This window comes from Agrobacterium vitis, assembly GCF_013337045.2.
Lineage (GTDB): Bacteria > Pseudomonadota > Alphaproteobacteria > Rhizobiales > Rhizobiaceae > Allorhizobium > Allorhizobium vitis_B.
Map to the genome: position 1 here is coordinate 3,651,530 of NZ_CP118259.1, position 26,121 is coordinate 3,677,650.

A 26,121-nucleotide genomic window follows, 5' to 3' on the forward strand; every position below is an offset into this window, starting at 1 on the left:
ATTTGAACGTGAATTTCAGTGTCTATTCGGCGTCATTGCTGCGCAACACGCCCAAGGCTGGCAGTGACGTGATGTTATAGCCACCATCGACGTAATGGATTTCGCCCGTCACGCATCTGGACAGATCCGACAACAGATAGAGCGCCGACCCGCCGATGTCCTCGATGGTGGGCGTGCGGCGCAGCGGCGCATTCTTCTGGTTCCAGCTGAAAATGGCGCGGGCATCGGAAATACCTGCACCGGCCAGTGTGCGCACCGGGCCAGCCGAAAGGGCGTTGACGCGAATGCCGCGCGGGCCGTAATCGCTGGCCAGATAGCGCATGGAGGATTCCAGTGCCGCCTTGGCAACGCCCATGACGTTGTAATTCGGAATGACCCGTGTGGACCCGCCATAGGTGAGCGTCAGCAGCGATCCGCCATCCGTCATCAAGTCGGCTGCACGCCGGGCGATTTCCGTGAAGGAGAAGCAGGAAATCACCATGGTGCGGGTGAAATTTTCCCTCGATGTGTCGGCATAGAGGCCTTTGAGCTCATTCTTGTCGGAAAAGCCGATGGCATGAACGACAAAATCGAGCTTGCCCCAGCGCTCTCTAAGCGCGGCAAAGGTCGCATCAACAGAGGCCAGATCCTCGACATCACAAGGCAGAACAAGATCCGAGCCGAGCTGGGCAGCCAGCGGTTTGACGCGCTTGCCAAGTGCTTCACCCTGATAGGTGAAGGCCAGCTCGGCACCGGCGGAAGCGAGAGCCTGGGAAATGCCCCAGGCAATCGAGTGATTGTTCGCAACGCCCATGATGAGCCCGCGTTTACCTTGCATGGAAGCGATCATCGCTGTTATCCGTTATGACGCTCGAACACCAGCGTCGCATTCGTTCCACCAAAACCAAAGGAATTGGACAGGACTGTGTCGATCTTGGCATTGTCGATCCGTTTGCGCACAACAGGCACGCCTTCGAATTCTGGATCGAGTTCGGTAATATGGGCACTTTCGCCAATAAAGCCTTCCTGCATCATCAGCAGGCCGTAGATCGATTCCTGCACGCCAGCCGCTCCCAGCGAATGGCCGGTCAGCGATTTGGTGGACTGAATCGGTGGGATTTTGTCACCGAAGACGCTGCGGATTGCGCCGATTTCCTTGCTGTCGCCGACGGGTGTCGATGTGCCGTGGGTGTTGATGTAATCCACATCACCCTTCACGGTTGAGAGCGCCTGGCGCATGCAGCGGATCGCGCCTTCGCCTGAAGGTGCGACCATATCGTAACCGTCCGACGTCGCGCCATAGCCGGTGAGTTCGGCATAGATTTTGGCACCACGCGCCTTGGCATGTTCCAGCTCTTCCAGAACCAGCACACCAGCGCCGCCAGCGATAACGAAGCCATCGCGGTTGGTGTCATAGGCACGCGAAGCCAGAGCTGGCGTCTCGTTGTATTTGGTCGACATGGCACCCATGGCATCGAACAGGTCGGACATCGACCAATCAAGATCCTCATGGCCGCCTGCGAACATGATATCCTGCTTGCCCCATTGAATCATTTCAGCGGCATTGCCGATGCAATGGGCCGAGGTCGAGCAGGCCGACGAGATCGAGTAGTTGACGCCGTGGATCTTGAACCAGGTGGCAAGCGTCGCCGATGCGGTGGAAGACATTGCCTTTGGCACGGCGAACGGTCCGATGCGCTTCGGGCTTTTGTTCTGGCGGGTAATATCGGCCGCCTCGACGATTTGCCGGGTCGACGGACCGCCCGAGCCCATGATGATGCCGGTGCGCTCGTTGGCGGAATAATCCTTTTCCTCCAGGCCCGAATCGGCAATCGCCTGCTTCATCGCGACATGGTTCCAAGCGCCGCCCTGGGACAGGAAGCGCATGGCGCGCCGGTCGACAAGGTCGGTCGTGTCCAGCGAAGGCTGACCCCAGACCTGGCATTTGAAGCCATGCTCGGCAAAATCGGGAGAAAAGGAAATGCCGGACCTGGCGTCGCGGAGAGATGCCGTCACTTCCTCGGCATTATTGCCGATGGAGGACACAATGCCCAGACCCGTAACTACTACCCGTCTCATGTAATCGACCTTTTGCTTGGTGGGGGTGATGCGCTCAGTCGGCCTTTTCCTTGAAAAGCCCGACACGCAGATCGGTTGCCTTGTAGATGACCTCGCCATCGGCCTTCATCCAGCCGTCGGCAATGCCCAGCACCAGACGTCCGCGCATGACGCGCTTGAAGTCGATGCCATATTCCACGAGTTTGGTGGATGGCGTAACCATGCCGGTGAATTTCACTTCGCCTGTCGAGATCGCCCGGCCCTTGCCGGGTTCGCCCAGCCAGCCGAGGTAAAAGCCGGTCAATTGCCACATGGCATCCAGGCCAAGGCATCCCGGCATCACCGGGTCACCCTGGAAATGGCAGGGGAAGAACCAGAGATCGGGGGTGATGTCGAATTCGGCGCGGATATAGCCCTTGTCATGCGGGCCGCCGGTTTCCGAAATATCGGTGATGCGATTGAACATCAGCATGGGCGGCAGCGGCAATTGCGCATTGCCCTGGCCGAACAGTTCACCCCGACCGCAGGCGAGAATCTCGTCGTAATTATAGCTTGTTTGTTTTTCGTTCATCGGTCTTTCAATTCCCCCCTTCAGGCGTTCCGCTTAGGAGACTTAAAGCAAGATGGCGACGAATTGAAGCCGATGCCAATTCATTCCAACGCTTTACGCAGTGTCGTATGGCCTCTGTCCTGGCCGCTTTCCGCCGACCGAATACAGGAAGCGTCCATACTCCACCAGTGCTAAAATCGGTCAACTGCCTCAATATAAGGGCTTTCACTGGATTTACCCGCCGTCAAACTATTGAAAGCAGGCCCGTCAGCAGGTATATCAGTACGATGATAGTGAGATTTCAAGGGACAATGCGGAGATCGCCGGTATGATGGCGCAAGCCTCTAGGGACGTGGAAGCAAAACTGCGTCGGTCGGGTCTGCGGCCGACACGGCAGAGGGTTGCCTTGGCTTCGCTGTTGTTTGCCAAGGGCGATCGCCATCTGACCGTCGAGGAACTGCACGAAGAAGCGGTCGCTGCCGACGTGCCCGTTTCTCTGGCCACGGTCTACAACACACTTCATCAGTTTACCGAGGCCGGCATGATCCGGGTTCTGGCGGTTGAGAGCAACAAGACCTATTTCGATACCAATGTGTCGGATCACCACCACTTTTTTGTGGAGGGCCGCAACGAGGTTCTGGATATTCCGGTCAGCAATATCGAAATTGGCAACCTGCCTGCGCCGCCAGAAGGCATGGAAATTTCTCATGTCGACGTGGTGATCCGGCTGCGCCCCAAGGCTTGATCTCCAGCCGTCCTGATCTCCAAGCCCGTTGTGGCGACCATGACCGGCGCAAACCATATCCGTTTCACATCACGTCATCGGGATGTCGACCGGCCTGGTGCCCATATCTCGGAAATGTCCAGCCAAAATACAATGCGCCGCCGCGCACCATAAAGGCTGCCAGCACCCCACCTGCAGACGCCCAGTATAAGGGCGCAGCCAGCATGAAAGCCCCGGTAAACACGCAGGCACCGATCAAGGCTGCGGTGATGTAAATTTCCGGACGCAGCAGCACCGAAGGCTCATTGGCCAGCAGATCGCGCAACACGCCGCCCAGGGTGGCCGTCATCATGCCTGTGACGATAGCGATGGTGGGCGAGCCGGTCGCTGCCATTCCCTTGGCCGCTCCCATCACGCAATAGGCGGAAAGCCCGATAGCATCGAGCCAGATCAGCAGCTTGTAGCGCGATTCCACCAGATGCGCGGTGAAGAACACCAGCACGCCGACAGCGCAGCAGATCAGAATATAGCTCGGGTTGACCACCCAGAACACCGGCAGGCGCCCAAGAATGATATCACGCACCGTGCCGCCGCCTGTACCGGTGACCGTGGCAAAAAACAGGAAGCCGATCAGATCCAGCTGTTTGCGGGAGGCGGCCAAAGCTCCGGTGGCGGCAAATAGCGCAACACCTGCATAATCCAGATAAAGAAGAAGCGACATAGTGGCCCTGACGTTGCGATGATCTGCCGATAAATGGACGCGAAATGAGCGGTGCTGGGGTGGATTCGCACTGTTTTACACTATCACGCCTTACCCAAGGCATAAGGATTCCCGGTTTCAATAAGCGCGCGCTCTTGCCTTTGCCAACCAAACGCTGCCAGTCGGGCCGTCGCAAACCGGATAGATGGCAAGGGCGGCACAAGCTGATTGCGCTATCGGGATCTTTGGCAGTGCGGATGGTCCGCAATGCGCTAGATTTTCGTTCTCGCCATAGGGCTGCAATCCTATCGAAGGTTCATGCCGTGAAATTGCTTTTTCGCCTGCTCCTGTGCCTGTTGTTGCCCCTGTCTGCCTCGGTTGCCCTGGCGCAACAGCAATTGGTCAGTGACCCGGAAATCTACGAGAAGGATCATTTCCGTAAGGTCTGCAAGACAGCTGAGTTCGATGACAACTACGTCACCCGGTTGGATATCAACAATGATGGCATTGTCGATGCGGTCGTCAACGAAGGCGCGCTGACCTGCGATGGCAAGCGCGGTCCCGACTGCGATTCCGAAGGCTGCCCCTATAATTTCTATGTCCAGGTCAAGGAAGGCGGCTATCTGATGATCGCCAGCGCCAAGATCTTTGGCTATGACTTCATCCAGCGTTACGGCAACAAGGTTTTCGTGCTGAAAATGCCGCCGCATTTCTGCGACCGCACCGATGGTCCGCAATGTGAAATGACAGTGCGGGTGCGCGGCGTGATGTTCGTGACGATCGTCAAGAAATAGTCTGAGACGGCGACAGCATGGTGCATTCAGAAGGGTGCATCATGCTGTCGCAACGTTTGTTTGAACGCGATTGCGTTTGGGCTACGCCTTTGCCATGGAATGCGCACGCATACGATTATACTCGTCCTTGCTGATCGGCTTTGCCGTCTTGTTGCCCAGCTCATCGATACTGATTCGATAGGTTTCCCGGGCAGAGAGTGCGGCCAGTGCTGAAATCACGGTAACGGCGAGCGTCCAGCAGCCGATGACAACAGGGATATTCAGCGATCCGGGCGGTGCAACGGCGGTGAACAGGGCCGGGAACAGCGCCGTGATCGCGGTCCCGACATTCTGCGCGATAGCCATTGAAGAGACGCGGATGCGGCTCTGAAACAATTCCGGATAGAATGACGGGAAAACGGCGTTATATCCCTGATAGATCACACCCCACATCAACAGCGACATGACGATGGCCATCGGGACATTGTGAATGCTGATCGCATAGAGATAGCCAAACGACAAAGCGCCAGACAGCAATGCGCCGATGATGATCGGTGGCCTGCGGCCAATACGGTCGGAAAGGCCGCCGATAAAGGGAATGACCAGAACGGCAACAATATTGCCGAGAACCGGAATCCACAGGTAGACGTCCTTGCTGAAGCCGACACCGTAAGCTGGCTGCACGGCATAGGCCGCGCCGAACACTGTTGTCACCGTTGGAATGACGTTCATAAGCGACATGCACATGACGCGGATGATATCGGCCCAGCCATGGCGGAAAGCCTCGACAATGGGCGCTTTCGGGACCGAACCACTTTCGCTGGCGTTGATGAAGGTCGGTGTCTCCTCAACCAGACGGCGGATTACAAAGCCGACGATTACCACGAAGATCGACAGGAGGAAGGGAATACGCCAGCCCCAGCTGTTGAACGCTGCGGGTTCCATATAGTGGGCGAGCGGCAGAAACACGGCGGCAGCCAGAATCTGTCCCGCCTGGACGCCCTGAAGTGCGAAGGATGCGAAAAAGCCCCGTCGGCCGGTTGGTGCATGTTCCAGAATCATTGACGATGCACCCGAAATTTCACCGGCGACAGCAAAGCCCTGGATCAGGCGAAGCACGACCAGAAAAATCGGAGCCCAGATGCCGATTTGCGCGTAAGTGGGCAACAGGCCGACCATCAGTGTCGAAAAGCCCATGAGAAACAGGCAGGTCAGCATCATTTTTTTACGTCCGTAAACGTCGCCCATGTGACCCAGAACGAAGGCACCGATTGGGCGGCTGACATAGCCCACGCCATAGGTCGTCAGTGATGCGACGATTGCGGTTGTCGGATCTGCGGATGGAAAAAACAGCTGAGGAAAAACCAGCGCTGCGGCGGTGGCGTAAATGAAGAAATCATAATATTCCAGCGCGGAGCCAATCCAGCCGCTGGCAGTGGCGACACGAGATTGTCTGTGCGCTTTTTCACGATCTAAGGACATATCTGTTCCCTCCCAACAAGCATTTCATCAGTGGGATGAGGAAAAAGCCAAATTGCCAGCCCTCCGGTGACAATTCAATAAACGCAATTTTACCCACCAATGATAGTAGATTAATTTATTACAACCAAAATCCGGTCCGACCATAATAAGGTCAAAGCGGATGTACAACCCAAAAGCACCAATATCCTTCAGGCCAATGATGGAGCATCAAGCCGAATGCGTAATCGCGCGGGTCCTGGTTGCAATTGATTTTGAGTGGGTGACCGGGACGCTCGGATTATTGCTTGTGCCGCATCCCCGTTGGCAGAATAGGCAACTGTTAACAAGCGCTCTGATGGAGAAAACGCCAATTTTCAGAAAAATCGATTCGCTTATGGTTCAGCGCCAGAGGCATCTCACGGAACAGATCGCCGAGTACTCTAATCTTTACAGAGAGGGGGTTTGGTGGAGCTAAGCGGGATCGAACCGCTGACCTCTTGCATGCCATGCAAGCGCTCTCCCAGCTGAGCTATAGCCCCATAAGGGTCCGACATTTGCCGGGTCCGGGAACCGTGTGAAGCAGTGCTTCGTTCGGTGTGGCGGCTTCATACGTGCTGCTTTTGCACATGACAAGCCAAAAAATGCGCCCCCGGATGTTTTTTTGTCATCCGGGGGCGCAGAGCTGTTGAATCAGACTTCGTCGTCGTCGCCGGTCACGCCGATAATGCCGGACATGTCGTCGTCTTCGTCGTCTTCATCGGCTTCCAGGAAGGTGTCGTCATCGTCGTCGCCGATTTCGACATCGTCATCGCCGATATCAGGAATGTCGTCGCCACCGGCTGCATCGTCCGCGTCTTCCAGCGAAACCAGCTCGACATCGGTGTTCTCGGTATCGACTTCCGCGACCTCTTCCTCTTCAGCCTTTTCCATGATGGCGGCTACCGAGGTCTCTTCAAAGTAAGAGAGTGGCCAGGATTTCTTCGTATAGGGGGATACGACCGGATCATTGTTCAGATCGTAGAATTTCTTGCCGGTGTCGGGGCAAGTGCGTTTGGTTCCAAGTTCTGCCTTCGCCACTGTCAAAGCCTCATGAAATCGTTGGAAAAGAGGGCATGCGCCAAGGACCCGGACCCGAAGGCCGGTCCAACTGTCGTCGGTCCCTTAATCGTTGTACTGGCTTCTGTCAAAGGCAAACTGGCTGGTTGATCCGCAGGCTTGCAGCTTTCGCGCCAGCTAGAGACCTGAATGGCCAGCGATGAAGCGGGGATGACCTGGGACCTCGGGTGTGCTACGGGGCCGTGCAACATGAGGTATGCAGACAGGAAGAGGATGGCTGTTTGACTGAGGTGACGGGAAACACGTTTGTAATCGCCATCGATGGTCCTGCGGCTGCCGGCAAGGGAACGCTGTCACGCCGCATCGCCGACAGTTACGGCTTTCATCATCTGGACACCGGCCTGACCTACCGCGCCACGGCCAAGGCGCTTCTGGAAAAAGGCTTGCCGCTCGATAATGAGGCTGTTGCCGAGCAGGTGGCGCTGGGGCTCGATCTGGCCGGTCTGGACCGGGAGGTTCTGGCCAAGCACGATATCGGCGAGGCTGCCTCTAAGATCGCCGTCATGCCAGCCGTGCGCCGCGCTCTGGTCGAGGCGCAGCGACGGTTCGCGCTGAAAGCCCCCGGCACGGTGCTGGACGGGCGCGATATCGGCACCGTTGTCTGCCCGGATGCGGCGGTCAAGCTCTATGTGACGGCCTCTCCGCAAGTGCGCGCCCGGCGCCGCTATGACGAGATTGTCGCCCATGGCGGTGTGGCCGATTATCCGGCGGTGTTTGAGGATGTGAAGCGGCGCGACGACCGCGACATGGGCCGCGCCGACAGTCCGTTGAAACCTGCTGAAGACGCGCACTTGCTAGATACGTCCGAAATGAGTATAGAGGCGGCGTTTCAGGCTGCGCGTTCCTTGATCGATGCGGCATTGAAAAACAATTAGCATGCATTCAGCAGACAGGACCGACGACCGGTTTTGTCTGGACCAGCCGAAACCAGCGTCCTTGCGCCGGGTTGTCCTTGTTATAAGGGCGGACGCGGGATCGGCCGTTATCAACACCAACCCACCGGCGCACTGCGCATTCCCAAGGGGATGCGATTAGGAGATTTCATGTCTGTTTCTACCCCGACACGGGACGATTTCGCGGCCCTGCTGGAAGAATCCTTTGCAAAGACCGATTTGGCCGAAGGCTATGTTGCCAAGGGCATCGTGACGGCCATCGAGAAGGACGTCGCAATCGTTGACGTCGGCCTCAAGGTCGAAGGCCGCGTTCCGCTGAAGGAATTTGGCGCTCGCGCCAAGGACGGCCAGCTGAAAGTTGGCGACGAAGTTGAAGTTTATGTCGAGCGCATTGAAAACGCGCTGGGCGAAGCTGTTCTGTCGCGCGAAAAGGCCCGTCGCGAAGAAAGCTGGATCAAGCTCGAAGCCAAGTTCGAAGCTGGCGAGCGCGTCGAAGGCGTTATCTTCAACCAGGTCAAGGGTGGCTTCACCGTCGATCTCGACGGCGCCGTTGCCTTCCTGCCGCGCTCTCAGGTGGATATCCGCCCGATCCGCGACGTGACCCCGCTGATGCACAACCCGCAGCCCTTCGAAATCCTCAAGATGGACAAGCGTCGCGGCAACATCGTTGTTTCGCGCCGTACGGTTCTCGAAGAGTCCCGCGCCGAGCAGCGTTCTGAAATTGTTCAGAACCTCGAAGAAGGCCAGGTTGTTGAAGGCGTCGTCAAGAACATCACCGATTACGGTGCGTTCGTTGACCTCGGCGGCATCGACGGTCTGTTGCATGTCACCGACATGGCATGGCGTCGTGTGAACCATCCTTCGGAAATCCTGTCCATCGGCCAGTCGGTCAAGGTTCAGATCATCCGTATCAACCAGGAAACCCACCGTATCTCGCTCGGCATGAAGCAGCTCGAGTCTGATCCTTGGGATGGCATTGCTGCCAAGTACCCGGTTGGCAAGAAGATCTCCGGTACCGTCACCAACATCACCGACTACGGTGCATTCGTTGAGCTGGAGCCGGGCATCGAAGGCCTGATCCACATTTCCGAAATGTCCTGGACCAAGAAGAACGTACACCCCGGCAAGATCCTGTCCACCAGCCAGGAAGTTGACGTGGTTGTTCTCGAAGTTGATCCGTCCAAGCGTCGTATCTCGCTTGGCCTGAAGCAGACCCTCGAAAACCCATGGCAGGCATTTGCCTACAGCCATCCGGCTGGCGCTGAAGTCGAAGGCGAAGTCAAGAACAAGACCGAATTCGGCCTGTTCATCGGCCTCGAAGGCGACGTTGACGGCATGGTTCACCTGTCGGATCTCGACTGGAACCGTCCAGGCGAACAGGTTATCGAAGAATACAACAAGGGCGACGTTGTTCGCGCCGTTGTTCTCGATGTGGATGTCGAAAAGGAGCGTATCTCGCTCGGCATCAAGCAGCTCGGCAAGGACTCGGTCGGTGATGCCGCCGCTTCCGGCGATCTGCGTAAGAATGCTGTCGTGTCCTGCGAAGTGATCGCGGTCAATGACGGTGGCGTCGAAGTCAAGCTCGTCAACCATGAAGACATCGTGTCCTTCATCCGCCGCGCCGACCTCGCTCGTGACCGTGACGACCAGCGCCCTGAGCGTTTCTCCGTTGGTCAGGTTTTTGACGCTCGCGTCACCAACTTCTCCAAGAAGGATCGCAAGGTCATGCTGTCGATCAAGGCACTGGAAATCGCTGAAGAGAAGGAAGCCGTTGCTCAGTTCGGTTCGTCCGACAGCGGCGCTTCGCTCGGCGACATCCTGGGCGCAGCCCTGAAGAACCGCAGCAACGACTAATCGTCGCGGTTTAGAAGATTAAAAACCCGCCGGGCAGCAATGTCCGGCGGGTTTTTCTTTGGCTTGATGGTTGCTGCGTGATGATTGCCGAAAACGGCTCTTGCCGCAAATCGAACAATGCTCTAAGTTTAGAACTATTCTAAATTGGAGATCTGCCATCATGTTTCGCTCCTTATTCGCCCCTGCGAAGCGACGTCTGGATAGCCTCACCGAACAGGAGGTTCTCGCGCTGGCGATTTCCTCCGAGGAAGACGATGCGCGGATCTATCTGGCCTATGCGGAGCGGTTGAAGGATCAATATCCCCAGTCCGCCAAAGTTTTCAAGGATATGGCTGAGGTGGAGCACACGCACCGCAACATGCTGATCGACATGCATCGCCAGCGATTTGGCGAGCACATTCCGCTGATCCGCCGGGAGCATGTTCAGGGGTTCATGACACGAAAACCCGATTGGCTTCAGGCCCAACTTTCCGTCGATCAGGTGCGCGAAGAAGCCGAGGCCATGGAGCGCTCCGCGTATAATTTTTATGTCGAGGCCCAGAAACATGTCTCGGATGCCCGGACAAGAGCGCTTCTGGGCGATCTGGCCATGGCGGAGCAGGGCCATGAGGATGTGGCCCATATGCTGGGCGAAAAGCATCGACCTGAGGACGTCCAGAAGCTGGAGCAGGAAACCACCAAGCGGCAGTTCGTTCTAACCTATGTGCAGCCGGGCCTTGCCGGATTGATGGATGGTTCGGTTTCGACCCTTGCGCCGATCTTTGCGGCGGCCTTTGCCACTGGCGATACCTGGCAGACCTTTCTGGTCGGCCTCTCGGCCTCGGTGGGGGCGGGCATTTCCATGGGCTTTACCGAGGCCTCCCATGACGATGGCAAGATTTCCGGCCGAGGTTCACCGATCAAGCGCGGCCTTGCCTGCGGCATCATGACGGCGCTGGGCGGCCTGGGCCATGCACTGCCCTATCTCATTCCGCATTTCTGGACGGCGACAGCGACAGCGGGCGTGGTGGTGTTCATCGAATTATGGGCCATCGCCTTCATCCAGAACAAATATATGGAAACGCCGTTCTGGCGTGCGGCGATGCAGGTGGTGCTGGGCGGTTCGTTGGTGCTGGCCGCCGGTATCCTGATCGGCAGTGGTTGAAACCGTCCATAAAAAAGGCCTGGAGCGTTTCCGCATCCAGGCCTTTTTTCGATTGTCTGTTGACTTATTTCAACGCCGCGACTGGAACATCCTTGCCGCTTTCAATCGTGACCCAACGACCGGTATCGAAACTCGCCTGCCGTTTTAGATAGGTATAGGAGGTGTCACTCCAGAGTTTAACGTCATCAACCAGATTATCGAGAATATAGTCGCCAGTGGATGTGCGCAGCGTCAAGACGGCGTGGCCTTCGCCATCGGCTTTGCGCACGACAGTAATCAGCAGATCCGCTTCCGAGAAGCCAGCCTGGAGCAGACGCTTGCGCTTCAACAGAACAAAGTCTTCGCAATCGCCAGCATCAACGGGATATTCCCACCATTCTTCACGACCATAGACGTCCATATCGGTCATTGGAGTGATGGATTTGTTCACATCCATGTTAACGGCGTGAACGATATCCCAACCGTGCTCCGTAACCTGGCGCGCAGGAGCAGGCTTGCTGCGCACTTGGCACTCGGCTTTGTAGCGCAGGCAAAATTCATAATGACCGATGGGCTGCGAGGTGATGCCGCCGGTAACCATCGAGGCTGGAACAGCCGATGTCATATCCGCAGCCGCATTGCCCGCGAAAAACAGCGGAAGTGCGAGAAAAGCTGCCAGAGCTGAAAGCCTGAAGGTCATGAGACGTCCCTTGAATTCTTAACAAATAGTTAAGATTACCAAGAGCAGAGAGTCAATCGTTCCAAGGTCGAGGGGCGGCTCAATCGGCCAATATGGTTAAAATCCGTTAATGAGTGTGAAGTTTTTGTCGCATTTTTGCCGAATGGCTCCCCGGGGCGGGCTTGGGCTTGCCCCTAGCCTTTACGGTTTTGGTTCGATCATGGCGCAAATAGCGTTGCGCATCCGGTCGATGTCCTGCGGACGCGACAGGCGATGATCGCCGTCACGCACCAATGTTAACACAACATCGTCGGCGGGCAGGTGTTCGACCAGTTTCAGCGCATGCTGGTAGGGAACATCAGGATCGGCCATGCCTTGCAGGATATGGATGGGGCAGCCGGTATCGATAATGCCGGTCATTACCCGATTAGCGCGCCCGTCTTCTATCAGCGCGCGCGTGTAGATATTCGGTTCCGGGCTATACTCCGAGACCTCCTCGAAATAGCCTTTCTCGGCCAGCTCTGCCCGCTCCCGGTCGCCAAGCAGTGGCTCGATCAAGTCCGAAGTAAAGTCGGGAGCCGGTGCGATCAACACGATTCCAGACAGCTGGGACGGATTGTCGGGGCGGGCTTTCAGTTCTTGAATCAGTCGCAATGCAATCCAGCCGCCCATGGAGGAGCCGACCAGAACGAGTTTTTCCGGTTTGAAGTGATCGACAACGGCAAGAGCCTCTTCCAGCCAGCGGGAAATGGTGCCGTCGCGAAAGGCTCCGCCAGAGGTGCCATGCCCGGAATAATCGAATCGGATCGCTCCAACCCCAAGAGATGCGGCCAGATCGTCCATTTCCAGTGCCTTGGTGCCTGTCATGTCGGACCGGTAGCCGCCAAGCCAGATGCAGGTGGCACGGTCCTCTCCCGTCGGTGCCCGGATCAGCGCGGCTATGCTGCGCGCATCGCTTCCCTGTCCCACGGTGATTGTGTGGGTTTCGATTGTTGGTTCGACATGGGTCATCATTGTCTCCAGGTGTGGTCAAATTGCCCTTGAAGAGAGCAGTTCGTAGTCCGGTTTCGAATATTTCAATCCTTTGATGTCTTCGAGATATTCGAAATCGCTTGAAAGCGGGGACGCATGAGCATCTTCCGGCCTTCGTATTTGGTATAAAACAGATTCTTCTCTTCACGACAGCAGGTGATTTTTTTAAAAAACTATGCTATCACCCTCTGAACAGTGGTCCGAGAGAGTGCCCAGCCTTGCAAGGCGGGACAATCGGGCCTATCTGACGTTCCGAAATCACCGATATGACGATCCGAAATTATTGAGGAGAATACGACCATTCGCAGACCGTTCAAAGCCGATGCCCCCGTTAAGGACGGGCCGCGCTCCAACCGGGAGATCCGGGTTCCAAAGGTCCAGTTGATTGACGCAGAAGGCCAGAATCTCGGCGCCGTGCCGACGGACCAGGCGCTCCGCATGGCGGAAGAAGCCGGTCTCGATCTGGTCGAAATTTCGCCGAATGCTGAGCCGCCCGTTTGCAAGATCCTGGACCTTGGCAAGCTGAAATACGCCAACCAGAAGAAGGCGGCAGAAGCGCGCAAAAAACAGAAAATCGTTGAAGTCAAAGAAATCAAGATGCGCCCGAACATCGACACCCATGACTATGAGGTGAAGATGAAGTCGATGTCGCGGTTCTTTGAAGATGGCGACAAGGTCAAGGTCACCTTGAAGTTCCGCGGCCGCGAAATGGCCCACCAGGAACTGGGCATGAAATTGCTCATGCAGGTGAAGGAAGACACAGTCGAAGTTGCCAAGGTTGAGGCTGAGCCAAAGCTCGAAGGTCGTCAGATGATGATGGTGCTGGCACCTAAATAAGCCAGCGACCTTTCAGTCGGACCCGAGAGCATATGCAAGTTTGAAGCGACATGCGTTTTATCGAGCGCAGGTCGCTTTTTTTATAATAAAGCCCTTGTTTCGCTTCGAAAATGAAACCTGACAAAATCCTGACAACGGCGTCAGCGCGATGTCAGCGGTGTTTTGGCATTGTTATTTTCAACAGACGGGATTTACCCCACGTCCCCACAACGTTCCCGGTCTGTTATGTCATCCTATGCCCCTGGGTGACGACAAGGCTATAAGCCTATTGGAAACTCCGCCGTCTCTAAATGGAACGGCGGAGTTCCTTATTTGGGAATGTATAGATTCCTGATTTTTTTGGGGTTTTCAGATAAATTATGTAATTATACTTCGCGGTGAAGGTCCATTTGAAGGTAAATATATTTGTAATTAAATTTTTTTGAATTTTTCGTCATGAAAATTTCGAAAGACTCAAAAAATACTGGGGAATCTTTTTATAAATTGTAATTTAGCTTTACAGTTGTTTGCGGCCTCTATATTCAAATGGCACTATACGAATCAACCTAGAGAATGCCGTCGGATCGCCTTGCGCATCACACGTCGCGTTGACTGGATAATTTATCTGAGGTCCAATGGGATTTTATGACTGAATACAGGCAATCGAGCGCCGATTAAAGTTTGTCAGCCAGTGTCGCCCTCTGCCTATACCGGAATGGACATGAGAAGCAGCTCAACGGAAGATGGAAAAAAGGAGGTCGCCAGAGCAATCCGGCGCCAACTTTTATGTCTGAGATGTTTTGCGAAAGAAGGGCCAGAGGGTCGCCGCGTCTATGGTCGAGGTGTGGCGGCAATTCTGTTTCTTGTATCCCTGTTCTTTACCAGTCTCGTCATGGCCTCTGACAATCGCAGTGGGCCTCCAAGCGGTGGGCCTCCAGGCGGTCCTCCAGGTGGATGGCGAGGCGGCGATCCGCCGAGTGGTGGCCCTCCTAGTTTTTCAGGCTCTCCTGGGCCTTTTGGAAGCAGGCCCGGCGGGGGAGGTCCAGGCGGAACTCCGAACGGCTCGTTTACAGATGACGATCCGAGCATTGTCCGGCCACAGGTGCTGGAAGGCGTCAAAAGTGGCCGCTATCGTTCGTTACGAGAGGTGCTTGGCAATCTCAAACTGCCTGAAGGTTCGCGGTTGATCGACGTGGATTTGCGCTATCTCTCCAACGGTGATTTTTACTTGCTGACCATAAAGGACATGTCCGGGCGGTTTCGCACCTTGAAAGTGGATGCGCGAACCGGAAAGCTGGCACGATAAAGCTGGTAGCGACAGCCTACATTGCATCGTACCGAAAAATGGAAACCGGTTTTTGGATAATACGATACAAACAAAATCCTATAGCGCCATGCATGATATAATCTTGCGCGGATTGTAACTTCTTTCACGGCGGTCTTTTGGAGAGCATTGAATCTTGCGTATTTTACTGGCTGAAGACGATGCTAATATCGGGCGCCATGTGGCGGAAACGTTGAGAGGCGAGGGCTACGAGGTAACCTTGGTCAGCAAGGGGCCGGATGTCTGGGAGGCAGGAGAGGATACCGGCCTCGGCGCCATCATTCTCGATCTCGGTCTGCCTGGGCTGGATGGTCTTTCGATTTTAAGACGGTGGCGCAAAGATAGGATCCAGACACCCGTTCTGGTCCTGACGGCGCGAGGGTCGTGGATGGAAAGGGTCGATGGTTTCGATGCCGGGGCGGATGACTATCTTCCGAAACCGTTCAGAACAGAGGAGTTACTGGCCCGGCTTCGCGCATTGCTGCGGCGCGCAGGAAAAACCAGTCATACCCTTTTTTCAGCCGGACGTTTTCAGGTGGATGAGTCCGGTCGGACCGTCACCTTCAATGGTGCCATGCTGGATGTCAGCCCGCTGGAGTTTCGTTTGATCCAGATTCTCGTCCAAAACAAGGGCCGGGTCTTTTCAGCCTATGAGATCGCCACTCAGATCCAAGGCCGCGATGATGATGCTTCGAAAAATGCAGTCGAAGCCATGGTGGCGCGGATCCGCAAGAAAACGGATGCCAGTGCTATCGAAACACGGCGCGGCTTTGGCTACGTGGTGCCGGACGAAAATTCATGCTGAGATCGCTACGCCTCAGGATCGCGGTCGGCTCCTTTCTGGCAATCGGGCTGGCGCTGATGGTCCTTTGGTTCTCTGTCGGTTATTTGTTCATCAACTATGTCGGTCAGCAATTCAAAACCGAGATGAATGTCACTATCAATACCATTGCCTCACGCCTCAAGGTGGAAAATGGTAAGATTGATATCGTCTCGCCGCCCGCAGATCCGCGCTTTTCCACCATCAGCGGTGGGCGTTACTGGCAGGTATGGACGCCTGATGGCCGCAGCTTGCGGTCGCGGTCGCTCTGGGATGTGGAACTGCCCAGAACTGGATTGCATGAGGAAGGTCCATTCGATTTCAGTCGCGCGCAGGGGCCTGACGGAGAGGATATTTTACTGCTCCGCAGCGAAATAAAAATCTCGGATGAGGGCATAGACTATCCGGTTATCATCTATGCTGGTTTTCCTGTGGCCAATCTGATGGAGCCGCTCGATCAGCATCGGGAGCGCTCGCGTTCTGTCATGCTGATCACTGCCCTGGTTCTGTTGGGCGCGGCGCTGCTCCAGGCTCGGGTCGTTTTGCAGCCGCTGACGCGCGTGCGATATCAGGTGTCGATGGTCCGGGCCGGCCAGTTGCGGGTCATGGATGACGGCGTGCCGATTGAAGTGATGCCGCTTGTCGAGGAAATCAACCTTTTGCTCACCGAGCGGCAACACGCGATCGAGAAGGCGCGCAGCAGAGCTAGCGATTTGGCGCATGGGTTGAAAACACCGCTGACGGTGCTGGCGCAAATGGTGCAGCATTTGCCTTCCGCCGAGCGTGAAGCGGCTTTTGAGCAAATCAACCTGGTACGCCAGCGGGCGGACCGGCAATTGCAGGCCGCTCGCCTTGGCGTTGAGCAGATGCAGGTAACCGATATGGAAGGTCTGATAGGCAAACTGGTCAAGGTTCTTGACCCGATTGCCCGGGCGCGGGACCTTGCCTGGGATGTCGATGTGGAGCCAGGCTTGGCGATTGAGGCCGACGCTGCCGATCTTGCCGAAGCAATCGGCAACATTCTCGACAATGCAACGAAATGGGCCTCCTCGGTCATTCACGTCCGCGCTTTTGCTGATCGGGACATGGCGATGATCGTCATTGGTGATGACGGGCCGGGTGTGCGCCCGCAAGATCGCCAGCAGGTGCTTCGTCGGGGCGAATTTCTGGACGCAGACCAAGGCGGTTCCGGTCTTGGCCTCGCAATCTGCGCCGATATCATGACCGCTTACGGCGGCAATCTCAGCCTGGATCAGGCCGATATTGGCGGCTTGCTTGTCACGCTGCAATTTCCCCGCAACGGCGGCCGCCAGATTCCGGCTCACCCGATCTGACGGCAGGTCACTTGGCCTGGATAACGCGCTTAAGCCGTCAATTTTTCAGTGTTGGCAGGCCGCAAAAGCGATTTTTGCCTCGCGCACTTGAATCCCGTTGCACTTTACCGGGCCTGCGGTTATAAGCGCCCGTCCGAACGGTCCGGCAGGGCATGCCGTGGCCGTTCTTTATGCTTGAAAACAGGCCTCGTCTGCCTGTTTCGATACAAGAACAATGGAGTAGCAAAATGCCCAAGATGAAGACGAAGTCCTCCGCCAAGAAGCGGTTCAAGATCACTGCCTCCGGCAAGGTCCTGGCTGCTGCCGCTGGCAAGCGTCACGGCATGATCAAGCGGTCCAACAAGTTCATCCGCAATGCACGCGGAACGATGGTACTTGCCGAAGCAGACGGCAAGAAGGTCATCAAGAACTACCTGCCTAACGGTCTCTGAGACCCTTTCGCTTTTTGGATCATTTAAGGAGATCATGACATGTCACGCGTAAAACGCGGCGTTGCCGCTCATGCCAAGCACAAAAAGGTTCTGAAGGCCGCCAAGGGCTTTTACGGCCGCCGTAAGAACACCATCCGCGCTGCCAAGGCTGCGGTGGATCGTTCCAAGCAGTTCGCCTACCGCGACCGTAAGGTCAACAAGCGCAATTTCCGCGCCCTTTGGATTCAGCGTATCAACGCAGCTGTCCGCGAATCCGGCCTGACCTATGGCCGCTTCATCGACGGCCTGAACAAGGCTGGCATTGAAGTTGACCGTAAGGTTCTGTCCGACATGGCCATCCATGAACCGGCAGCTTTCGGCGCGCTGGTTGAAGCCTCCAAGAAGGCTCTGTCCTACCTCAAGGACACTGGCACGAAGAACGAGTTTGAGACCGCGGTTAAGTAACCAGCGCGTCCCAAACTGAAATTTGGTATTGGGAAACCCGCGCTGGGAGAACTGGCGCGGGTTTTTTCTTTTTTATTTGATACTGGCGACACATCCGCTGGCCGAACATGGGCAGGAAAGACGACAATGTCCGATCTCGAAAGTTTGAAAACATCCCTTCTGGCCGATATCGCCGCTGCCAGCGACGAGGCGGGCATTGAAGCCGTGCGTCTTGCCGCCATGGGCAAGAAAGGCTCGGTTTCAGAGCTTTTGAAAACGCTGGGCTCGATGACCCCGGAAGAGCGCCAGACCCGTGGCGCCGCCATCAATGCGTTGAAAAACGAGATTACCGAACAGCTCAATACCAAGAAGGCCGAGCTGAAGGACGCCGCCATCAATGCGCGCCTGAAGGCTGAAACGCTGGATGTGTCGCTGCCCGTGCGCTCCTCTCCGGCTGAGCGTGGGCGTATTCATCCGATCAGCCAGATCGTTGATGAAATCACCGCGATCTTTGCCGATATGGGCTTTTCCATTGCCGAAGGCCCGGATATCGAAACCGACTATTACAATTTCACGGCGCTGAACTTCCCTGAAGGCCACCCGGCCCGCGAAATGCACGACACGTTCTTCCTGCAACCCGACGCCAATGGCGAGCGCAAGGTGCTGCGCACCCATACATCGCCGGTGCAAGTGCGCACCATGGAAGCGCAAAAGCCACCGATCCGCATCGTTATTCCGGGCAAGACCTATCGGCAGGATTCCGACGCCACCCATTCGCCGATGTTCCATCAGGTCGAAGGTCTGGTGATCGACAAAACCGCCAATGTTGGCCATCTGCGCTGGGTTTTGGAAGAGTTCTGCAAGACCTTCTTTGAAGTCGATAGCGTCACCATGCGCTTTCGCCCATCGTTCTTCCCGTTCACGGAACCATCGTTCGAGGTGGACATCCAGTGCGACCGCTCCAGCGGCCCGATTGTCAAATTCGGCGAAGGCAAGGACTGGATGGAAATCCTCGGCTGCGGCATGGTCCACCCCAACGTGCTGCGCGCCGGCGGTCTCGACCCGGACGAATACCAGGGCTTTGCCTGGGGGATGGGCCTCGACCGCATCGCTATGCTGAAATACGGCATGCCTGATCTGCGCGACTTCTTCAATGCCGACGTTCGCTGGATGAGCCACTACGGTTTTCGTCCATTGGATGTGCCGACATTGTTTGGTGGCTTGAGTGCATGACCGATCTGCCCGGCGCATACCGTAATGCTGTGACCTTCGCATTTGGTGATACGCCTGAACTGGCGGATCAGCTTTTGGCGCTGGTGCTTGCGGGCAAGAAAACGGCAACATGCGGAGCGTTGCGGGACTTTGGCCCGAAAGGCGAGCCGCTTCCTGTTGTTGGGCGTCGCGACGTCGTTTTGGATGGTGTGGGGCGGCCTGCGGCAGTGATTGAGACCGTTGAAGTCACAATTCGGCGGTTCGATGCAGTCGATGCGGAATTTGCCCATGACGAAGGCGAAGACGATCAGTCGTTAGAGAGCTGGCGAGTCGGTCACGAAGCCTATTTTGCGCGTAATGGTGGGTTTACCCCGGATATGGAATTGGTTTGCGAGCGATTTCGCCTCGTCGAGGTTTTCGAGGGGGGAACGGTGTGACGATATGTCGAGATCGTTTGGTGGCTTGAGTGGTTTAATTTATTTGTGGCCACAAATAAATATACGTGGTAAACATGGAACTTGAATGGGACGAGGAAAAGCGTCAGCGGAATCTGAAACAGCGAGGACTGGATTTCGCTGACGTCAAGTGGTTTGAGCCGGAAAGCGTGATGACGCTTCGTGATGAGAGAGCGGATTACGGTGAACCGCGTTTCAACTCCTATGGCTCTCTGCACGGTATTCCATGCTGCTTTTGCTGGACGCCAAGAAACGGACGTATTCGGATTATTTCGCTGAGGAAAATCAATGACCGCGAAAGAAAAATCTACGAAGAACGCAGAAAAGCAACGGAGTCATCTTCCGACGCTTGAGGACGTGGATAAGGGATTGATCTCGTTGGACGATTACGAAATTGCCCATGGCGAGGATGTTCCCGAATTGACCGAAGCCGGTGCGATGAACGCGCTATCTGTATCTGACGTACCCGAATTGAAGGCAATGTTTGAACGCGCCCGCGGGCAGCGGGGCCAACAGAAAGCCCCGGTTAAGGAACGTATCGGGCTTCGGCTGGATCACAATGTTGTCGAGCACTTTCGCAAGATGGGGCCGGGTTGGCAAAGCAGGATCAATGACGTGCTTGCGGGCTATGTGAAGGCGGATGGGAAGTGACTGTCGCCGAATTGATCCCATGGATGCCTTTGATTGTAGCATGCCTGACTGCGCTCGCCGCTTTTGCAGGCTATGCATGGAACAAGAAAATTGACCGAAAACATGCTTTGATCGAAGCGCGACGAACTGCATATCGAAATTACCTTAGTGCCTTTATGGCGATGTCTGACAGCCCTGAAAGGGTGGAAGAGATTCGGCGTAGTTTCTATCAAAGTGAAGTTGAACTCCTTGTCGTTGGATCGGATGCCGTAATAAAGAAGGTAGGAAAGCTTTCCAGCTTTTATGCTGCAACCAATTCAGATCGCTGGAACCGCGATGCTTCCGAGGTTAGGCGGCTTGTGGCAGAGATTTGTAAAGCCATGCGTGCGGACTGTTTTGAAGCATCCCGTTTGTCGACCGATGAAATCCAGGCTCTTGTGCCGATAGCGTAGTATGAGAATAGCACCATGAAATTCACACTCTCCTGGTTGAAAGACCATCTGGACACCGATGCCACGCTGGATCAGGTCTGCGAGCGCCTTACCGCCATTGGCCTTGAAGTTGAGGATGTTGATGACAAGGCGGCGTATAAGCCGTTTGTGATTGCCAAGATTCTCGCTGCGGAAAAGCATCCGTCTGCCGATCGTCTGAAAGTTTTGTCGGTCGATGCTGGTGATGGCAAGCCGGTTCAGGTCGTATGCGGCGCGCCGAATGCGCGGGCGGGCCTGATCGGCGCGTTTGGCCGTCCGGGCATGTATGTGCCGGGGCTGGATGTGACGCTGGCTGTTGGCAATATTCGAGGCGTGGAAAGCCACGGCATGATGTGTTCTGAAAAAGAACTCAACATGTCTGACAATCACGATGGCATTATCGATTTGCCCGAAGATGCGCCGATTGGCACGTCTTTCGCAGCCTATGCAGGCATTGATGATCCGGTCATTGAGATCAATCTGACGCCCAATCGGCCCGATTGCACCAGCATTTTCGGCATTGCCCGTGATTTGGCCGCCTCCGGCCTTGGCACGTTGAAGCAGCCGAAGGCTCCAAGCTTTGCCGTGGAAGGCGAGACCTCGGTTGAGGTCAAGCTGGAGGTGGATGATGCCAAGCTTTGCCCCGGCTTTGCCTATCGCCTCGTGCGCGGCGTGAAAAATGGCCCAAGCCCGGTGTGGATGCAAAAGCGGCTGATTGCCATTGGCCTTCGCCCGATTTCGGCGCTGGTGGATGTGACCAATTACATGACCTTTGATCAAGGTCGGCCCATGCATGTGTTTGATGCCGATAAGGTCAAGGGTGTGCTGACCGTGCGCCGTGCCAAGGATGGCGAGGAAATTCTCGCTCTCGACACGCGCACCTATAAGCTGACACCCAACACCGTGGTGATTGCCGATGACAATGGCTTAGAGTCCGGGGGCGTTGAATCCATGGGCGGCATCATGGGCGGCGAGCATTCCGGCTGCGATGAAAACACAACCAATGTGCTGATTGAATCGGCCCTGTGGGACCCGATCAACATTGCCAAATCGGGCCGCTCGCTCGGCATCATCACCGATGCTCGCTATCGGTTTGAGCGCGGCATTGACCCGGACTATATGGTACCCGGCCTTGAGCGCACCACTGAACTGGTGCTGGAGATGTGCGGTGGCGTGGCAGCAAGCTCCAAGGTGGTTGGCTATCAGGGCCACACCAAAAAGGTGGTTGATTTCCCATTCTCAGAAGTCAAGCGCCTCACCGGCCTGAATGTCTCCACCGATGAATCCCGAACCATCCTCACCGGCCTTGGCTTTGAAGTGTCGGGCGAGGGCGAAACCGTCAAGGTGGCTGTGCCATCGTGGCGACCGGATGTGGACGGCAAGGCCGATCTGGTGGAAGAGGTCATGCGCATGCATGGCGTGGATAAGATCACGCCAGAGCCGCTGCCATCCATGGGCGCGGTCAACAGCAAGATCCTCACCACCTTGCAGATCCGCACCCGCACAGCACGACGGGCGCTGGCCAGCCGTGGCATGATGGAAGCGGTGACGTGGTCTTTCATCTCAGCAGAACAGGCCGCCCTGTTTGGCGGCGGTAGCGCGGCGCTGAAGCTGGTCAACCCGATTGCGGCTGATATGTCGGACATGCGCCCATCGCTGCTGCCGGGCCTGCTCACCGCTGCCCAGCGCAATGCCGACCGTGGCTTTGGCGATGTAGCGATTTTCGAAGTCTCCGGCACCTATGAAGGCGATACGCCTGAAGGTCAGCGCCGCGTGGCTGGCGGCGTGCGCCGTGGCACTGCGTCGCTTTCCGGTGCGGGTCGCATGTGGTCCAACGCCACCAAGGGCGGCGGCAAGCCAGTGGATGTCTATGACGCCAAGGCCGATGCGCTGGCCGTGCTGGAAGCCTGCGGCCTGCCGATGGGCAATGTACAGATCGAGCAGGGTGGGCCGGAATGGTATCATCCGGGCCGCTCCGGCACCATCAAGATGGGGCCAAAGGTAGTTCTCGGCTACTTTGGCGAGTTCCACCCCAAAACGCTGGCAGCATTGGATGTCTCCGGTGTGCTCTGCGGTTTTGAGATTTATCTCGATGCCATGCAGGAGCCGAAGAAGAAGGCCACCCGCACCAAGCCAGCGCTGGACCTCTCACCCTTGCAGATGGTGAAGCGCGATTTCGCCTTTGTGGTTGAAAAACAGGTGGAAGCGGGCGCGATCATCAAGGCCGCCACCAGCGCCGACCGCAAGCTGATCACGGGCGTCAACGTGTTTGACGTGTTTGAAGGGGCAAGCGTTGGCGAAGGCAAGAAGTCCGTTGCCATCGAAGTGCTGATTCAACCATCGGACAAGACCCTGACCGATGAGGATTTTGACGCGCTGACCAAGAAGATCGTCGGCAATGTGGAGAAGACCACAGGCGGTGCATTACGCGCCTGACACCTGTCTTCAGGGCCAGGTGGCAGAACTTTGTCCCGCTGTTTTTATCGTGATTGTAAAAACCCCTCGAATATTTCGAGGGGTTTTGCGTTTCTCAGGTTTTCAACACAGTCAGACGCTTAATACCAAGTCTCGAAGATGCTCACGCATCCTCAACTTGAAAAATTGAAAATATCTCAAATGCGCCAGAGGCTTGAGATATTTTCAAATGGAATACGAAGAGTCATTTTCAATGAACCTTCGTATAAATCATCGGAATGGTGAGCGGCAGACCCGCATGCGGCCATCCCCGGCGATGTAGCGGTTGGTTTGTGGATCATAGGACCGATAGCGATCCATGCACCAGCGGATATGGCGGTTCGATACCCGCGGCGGTGGCGCTGGACGGTAGTAACCTGGTGGCGGCGGTACTGGCCGGTAATAACCTGGCGGTGGTGGCGGCGGCCTGCCGTAATCTGGCCGGTCATAGCAACCATAGACGTCGCAGACATAGCGGATATCGATGGCTTGGGATGAGCCGCCGTTCGGCGGGTCCACGGTAAATGGCATGGTCGCCGATGCGACAGCAGGCAGGCTGCCGACAAGGACGAACGCAACCCCAGCCAAGGCATTGCGGAACACTGGCATTCTACGCCTCCTCACACTAAAATCGGACATGCCGAATTACATAAATCTCGTCGTCCAAGCTTCAAGGCCCAAGCTTCGAGGGTGGGGACAATTTCAAGGCAAGGCAATTTTTCTGGCGACATGATTCCATCTGTCTTGCGCTTGCATCTGCCAAAACTCAGGCTTTCGGGCGAGATCGCTTTGTATATTAGATAAATCGCTTATTGGCGACAGTCTTTTCTGTTGCGCGGATTGTCTCTATTAAAACCACTAGATTCAGGTGCTTGGGCGAATGTTGAATGATGCTGCAAAATGAACGGGATAGAGGCACTCGGAAAAAAATCGGTCCTGACATGAAAACTTCAAAAACCGTGTTGACAGGCGCGGGCTGGCCTACTAAATCCCTCCTCGTCGCCCAGATGGCGGAATTGGTAGACGCGCCAGCTTCAGGTGCTGGTACTCGAAAGGGTGTGGAGGTTCGAGTCCTCTTCTGGGCACCAATTCCCAAGCCAAATCTTTGATTTGGTTTATGAATACAAAAAAGCCCGGTTCGCCGGGCTTTTTTGTTTTTATGCTGTTTTTCTGTTTGAGGTTTTATTCCCCGACATCTCTCGGATTGATCCCCGGCAGCCAGGCGCCGGTGCGCGGTTGCTCGCTGCCTGTGTAGGTAATGCCTTCATCCGTGGTGCAGCGATAGACGGTTCGCGGCATGCCGGAGCCGAGAAAATGAAAATCGCGGGTGCCGCGCCCTTGCATCAGCACGGTCTCTGTCTCGCAGCGGTAACTTGGCTGGAGGTTCTGCCGGTCGATTTCGGCCTGCGTCTTCACGCCGGGCAGATCCTTGTAACCTTTCAAGGGTTGCGACCAGTTATCCAGGGCGGGCTTCTTATTCTGGTCCGCCATGACCGGTCCCGCCATGGTCAAGCCTGCTGCCACCAGCGCTGCTGTCCATCTTGCTGCTCGGTTCTGCATGTCGATCTCCATTTGCTGACACCGTGCCGAAGGAGCGGATATCCAGTCCCCTTTTCAAGCTTGTCGGATCAGGAAAATCGGTGAGCGGTGTTCCTGACAAACAATCGATGGCCCGTTTCGTGCCTGCCCAAAGCTGGGCCTGTCTTCTCTTATATAGGAAGGCCGAAGCATGGGCAAAAGGGCATGAGGCAGGCCTAGCTGATCACGGTTTCGCCAACTGGCATCGGATCGTGAAATCCATCAAACGCTTAGCTATACCAAAATACCTAGAACCGGTCCGAGACGCGAATACCGGCTGGGCCAAGAATAACTGCGACCAGCACCGGCAGGAAAAACAGGATCATCGGCACGGTCAGCTTTGGGGGCAGGGCGGCGGCTTTCTTTTCCGCCGCATTCATCCGCTCGTCGCGGCCCTCCTGCGCCAGAACGCGCAGGGCCTGGCCGATCGGCGTTCCATAGCGTTCCGCCTGGATCAGTGCCTGGCAGACGGATTTGACGATTTCCAACTGGGTGCGGTTTCCAAGGTTTTCATAGGCCGTGCGGCGGTCCTGAAGGAAGGACAGTTCCGCTGTGGTCAGCACCATTTCCTCGGCCAGCGCCGGAGATTGAGACGCCATTTCATCGGCGACGCGCCGCATCGCTGCTTCCATCGACATGCCGGATTCGACGCAGATCAGCATCAGATCCAGCGCATCGGGCCAAGCGCGTCGAATCGAATGCTGCCGTTTGGTAATACGGTTGGAAATATAGATATTGGGCAGGTAAAAGCCGACATAACCCGCCACAACCGCCGCCAGGAAACGCACGGCAAACGGCCTGGACTGCATGTTGTGCAAGGCGAAAATCCAGGTGGTTGCCAGCGCCAGAAACAGGAAGGGCAGCAGGAAACGGGCTGTCAGAAACATGTTCAGGGCATTTTGGGAGCGCAAGCCAGCGGTTTTCAGCCGGTCCATGGTCTTGTCGTCCACCAGCGCCTTGCGCAGGTTGAAACGCTCGACGATCTTGCGCGCCGAACTGTTGTCGGTATTGCGCAGGCTGCCGCGCCCGCCCTCGCTGTTCATCCTGGCCCGCTCACGGGCGCGGATCAGTTCGCGCTCGGAGGACACCGCCTTCATCCGCTTGTTGAGGTCGCTCCGCTCCAGCAGCGGTGAAATCAGGGTGTAAAGGGTCGCAAAAACCGCAATGGCCACCAATACGGCGATCAACAGGGTCGGGTTGGTGAGTGTGGCGGCAAGATCGGCAGACATCGC

28 protein-coding genes and 2 tRNA genes are annotated in these 26,121 nt (G+C 56.1%); 18 read left to right on the forward strand and 12 right to left on the reverse strand.

Annotated features, from left to right (window positions below; translation table 11 throughout):
- Positions 1–22 precede the first annotated feature (22 nt).
- The 3 genes from fabI to fabA are packed head-to-tail and all read right to left on the reverse strand — an operon-like array spanning position 23 to position 2,608.
- Entirely contained in the window at positions 23–829 is an 807-nt protein-coding gene (fabI, locus tag G6L01_RS17165; RefSeq protein ID WP_070163998.1) for an enoyl-ACP reductase FabI, read from the reverse strand.
- 5 nt (positions 830–834) lie between these two features.
- Entirely contained in the window at positions 835–2,058 is a 1,224-nt protein-coding gene (fabB, locus tag G6L01_RS17170; protein ID WP_070163997.1) for a beta-ketoacyl-ACP synthase I, read from the reverse strand.
- Positions 2,059–2,092: 34 nt separating this feature from the next.
- On the reverse strand, positions 2,093–2,608 hold the full coding sequence (gene fabA, locus G6L01_RS17175) for a 3-hydroxyacyl-[acyl-carrier-protein] dehydratase FabA (RefSeq protein WP_070163996.1): 516 nt from the start codon (positions 2,606–2,608) through the stop codon (positions 2,093–2,095).
- Between the two features lie 307 nt (positions 2,609–2,915).
- Between fabA and irrA the strand changes: the two genes are divergently transcribed.
- On the forward strand, positions 2,916–3,332 hold the full coding sequence (gene irrA, locus G6L01_RS17180; protein WP_070147497.1) for an iron response transcriptional regulator IrrA: 417 nt from the start codon (positions 2,916–2,918) through the stop codon (positions 3,330–3,332).
- A 64-nt stretch (positions 3,333–3,396) separates the two neighbouring features.
- Here irrA and G6L01_RS17185 read toward each other — a convergent pair whose 3' ends face one another.
- A complete protein-coding gene (locus G6L01_RS17185; RefSeq protein ID WP_012654642.1) occupies positions 3,397–4,032 on the reverse strand; it encodes a trimeric intracellular cation channel family protein in 636 nt (211 codons plus the stop codon).
- 236 nt (positions 4,033–4,268) lie between these two features.
- Between G6L01_RS17185 and G6L01_RS17190 the strand changes: the two genes are divergently transcribed.
- A complete protein-coding gene (locus G6L01_RS17190; protein WP_070163995.1) occupies positions 4,269–4,805 on the forward strand; it encodes a hypothetical protein in 537 nt (178 codons plus the stop codon).
- 81 nt (positions 4,806–4,886) lie between these two features.
- Here G6L01_RS17190 and G6L01_RS17195 read toward each other — a convergent pair whose 3' ends face one another.
- From G6L01_RS17195 to G6L01_RS17205, 3 genes are all read right to left on the reverse strand, one after another.
- Positions 4,887–6,266 carry an MFS transporter gene (locus tag G6L01_RS17195; RefSeq protein ID WP_070163994.1) on the reverse strand — a complete coding sequence of 460 codons (1,380 nt, stop codon included), beginning with the start codon at positions 6,264–6,266 and terminating at the stop codon, positions 4,887–4,889.
- Between the two features lie 442 nt (positions 6,267–6,708).
- Positions 6,709–6,784: transfer RNA gene (locus G6L01_RS17200), tRNA-Ala, on the reverse strand.
- Positions 6,785–6,935: 151 nt separating this feature from the next.
- Positions 6,936–7,322 (reverse strand): TIGR02300 family protein, encoded by a 387-nt coding sequence (locus G6L01_RS17205; protein WP_060719389.1) that lies wholly within the window; start codon positions 7,320–7,322, stop codon positions 6,936–6,938.
- Between the two features lie 269 nt (positions 7,323–7,591).
- Between G6L01_RS17205 and cmk the strand changes: the two genes are divergently transcribed.
- The 3 genes from cmk to mbfA all read left to right on the forward strand — a co-directional run bounded on the left by cmk (position 7,592) and on the right by mbfA (position 11,252).
- Entirely contained in the window at positions 7,592–8,236 is a 645-nt protein-coding gene (gene cmk / locus G6L01_RS17210; protein WP_070164060.1) for a (d)CMP kinase, read from the forward strand.
- 168 nt (positions 8,237–8,404) lie between these two features.
- A complete protein-coding gene (rpsA, locus tag G6L01_RS17215) occupies positions 8,405–10,108 on the forward strand; it encodes a 30S ribosomal protein S1 (RefSeq protein ID WP_060719485.1) in 1,704 nt (567 codons plus the stop codon).
- 160 nt (positions 10,109–10,268) lie between these two features.
- A complete protein-coding gene (gene mbfA, locus G6L01_RS17220; RefSeq protein ID WP_070163992.1) occupies positions 10,269–11,252 on the forward strand; it encodes an iron exporter MbfA in 984 nt (327 codons plus the stop codon).
- 64 nt (positions 11,253–11,316) lie between these two features.
- On the opposite strand, the gene G6L01_RS17225 is transcribed toward mbfA, so the two are convergent.
- Positions 11,317–11,931 carry a transglutaminase-like cysteine peptidase gene (locus G6L01_RS17225; protein WP_070163991.1) on the reverse strand — a complete coding sequence of 205 codons (615 nt, stop codon included), beginning with the start codon at positions 11,929–11,931 and terminating at the stop codon, positions 11,317–11,319.
- Positions 11,932–12,111: 180 nt separating this feature from the next.
- On the reverse strand, positions 12,112–12,921 hold the full coding sequence (locus G6L01_RS17230; protein ID WP_070163990.1) for an alpha/beta hydrolase: 810 nt from the start codon (positions 12,919–12,921) through the stop codon (positions 12,112–12,114).
- A 321-nt stretch (positions 12,922–13,242) separates the two neighbouring features.
- Between G6L01_RS17230 and infC the strand changes: the two genes are divergently transcribed.
- The 12 genes from infC (at position 13,243) to pheT (ending at position 23,293) form a co-directional block, all read left to right on the forward strand.
- Positions 13,243–13,779, forward strand: coding sequence for a translation initiation factor IF-3 (infC, locus tag G6L01_RS17235; protein ID WP_041696081.1), 537 nt, complete (start codon positions 13,243–13,245; stop codon positions 13,777–13,779).
- A 1,081-nt stretch (positions 13,780–14,860) separates the two neighbouring features.
- On the forward strand, positions 14,861–15,064 hold the full coding sequence (locus G6L01_RS17240; protein ID WP_139190157.1) for a PepSY domain-containing protein: 204 nt from the start codon (positions 14,861–14,863) through the stop codon (positions 15,062–15,064).
- Positions 15,065–15,218: 154 nt separating this feature from the next.
- Positions 15,219–15,887, forward strand: coding sequence for a response regulator transcription factor (locus tag G6L01_RS17245; protein ID WP_070163988.1), 669 nt, complete (start codon positions 15,219–15,221; stop codon positions 15,885–15,887).
- Complete coding sequence (locus G6L01_RS17250) at positions 15,881–17,236, forward strand: sensor histidine kinase (RefSeq protein WP_070163987.1); 1,356 nt, start codon at positions 15,881–15,883, stop codon at positions 17,234–17,236. Before G6L01_RS17245 ends, G6L01_RS17250 begins: the two co-directional genes overlap by 7 nt.
- 227 nt (positions 17,237–17,463) lie before the next feature.
- Positions 17,464–17,667: a 50S ribosomal protein L35 gene (gene rpmI / locus G6L01_RS17255; protein ID WP_012654654.1), complete on the forward strand. Its 204-nt coding sequence runs from the start codon at positions 17,464–17,466 to the stop codon at positions 17,665–17,667.
- 39 nt (positions 17,668–17,706) lie between these two features.
- A complete protein-coding gene (gene rplT / locus G6L01_RS17260) occupies positions 17,707–18,111 on the forward strand; it encodes a 50S ribosomal protein L20 (protein ID WP_012654655.1) in 405 nt (134 codons plus the stop codon).
- 126 nt (positions 18,112–18,237) lie between these two features.
- Positions 18,238–19,323, forward strand: coding sequence for a phenylalanine--tRNA ligase subunit alpha (gene pheS, locus G6L01_RS17265; RefSeq protein ID WP_070163986.1), 1,086 nt, complete (start codon positions 18,238–18,240; stop codon positions 19,321–19,323).
- Complete coding sequence (locus G6L01_RS17270) at positions 19,320–19,739, forward strand: ASCH domain-containing protein (RefSeq protein WP_070163985.1); 420 nt, start codon at positions 19,320–19,322, stop codon at positions 19,737–19,739. Before pheS ends, G6L01_RS17270 begins: the two co-directional genes overlap by 4 nt.
- A gap of 74 nt (positions 19,740–19,813) precedes the next feature.
- Complete coding sequence (locus tag G6L01_RS28125) at positions 19,814–20,110, forward strand: BrnT family toxin (RefSeq protein WP_081343979.1); 297 nt, start codon at positions 19,814–19,816, stop codon at positions 20,108–20,110.
- The gene (locus G6L01_RS17275) at positions 20,046–20,408 is read left to right on the forward strand and encodes a BrnA antitoxin family protein (protein WP_081343978.1); all 363 of its coding nucleotides are present in this window, start codon (positions 20,046–20,048) and stop codon (positions 20,406–20,408) included. The genes G6L01_RS28125 and G6L01_RS17275 overlap by 65 nt, the downstream gene beginning before the upstream one ends.
- Positions 20,405–20,839 carry a hypothetical protein gene (locus G6L01_RS17280; protein WP_070163984.1) on the forward strand — a complete coding sequence of 145 codons (435 nt, stop codon included), beginning with the start codon at positions 20,405–20,407 and terminating at the stop codon, positions 20,837–20,839. The genes G6L01_RS17275 and G6L01_RS17280 overlap by 4 nt, the downstream gene beginning before the upstream one ends.
- 15 nt (positions 20,840–20,854) lie before the next feature.
- Entirely contained in the window at positions 20,855–23,293 is a 2,439-nt protein-coding gene (gene pheT, locus G6L01_RS17285; protein WP_070163983.1) for a phenylalanine--tRNA ligase subunit beta, read from the forward strand.
- A gap of 249 nt (positions 23,294–23,542) precedes the next feature.
- On the opposite strand, the gene G6L01_RS17290 is transcribed toward pheT, so the two are convergent.
- Positions 23,543–23,920 carry a BA14K family protein gene (locus tag G6L01_RS17290; protein ID WP_070163982.1) on the reverse strand — a complete coding sequence of 126 codons (378 nt, stop codon included), beginning with the start codon at positions 23,918–23,920 and terminating at the stop codon, positions 23,543–23,545.
- A 392-nt stretch (positions 23,921–24,312) separates the two neighbouring features.
- Here G6L01_RS17290 and G6L01_RS17295 point away from each other — a divergent pair.
- Positions 24,313–24,399, forward strand: a tRNA-Leu gene (locus tag G6L01_RS17295).
- Positions 24,400–24,493: 94 nt separating this feature from the next.
- Here G6L01_RS17295 and G6L01_RS17300 read toward each other — a convergent pair.
- Complete coding sequence (locus G6L01_RS17300) at positions 24,494–24,871, reverse strand: hypothetical protein (RefSeq protein ID WP_139190156.1); 378 nt, start codon at positions 24,869–24,871, stop codon at positions 24,494–24,496.
- A gap of 266 nt (positions 24,872–25,137) precedes the next feature.
- A complete protein-coding gene (locus G6L01_RS17305; RefSeq protein ID WP_012654660.1) occupies positions 25,138–26,118 on the reverse strand; it encodes a type II secretion system F family protein in 981 nt (326 codons plus the stop codon).
- Positions 26,119–26,121 lie beyond the last annotated feature (3 nt).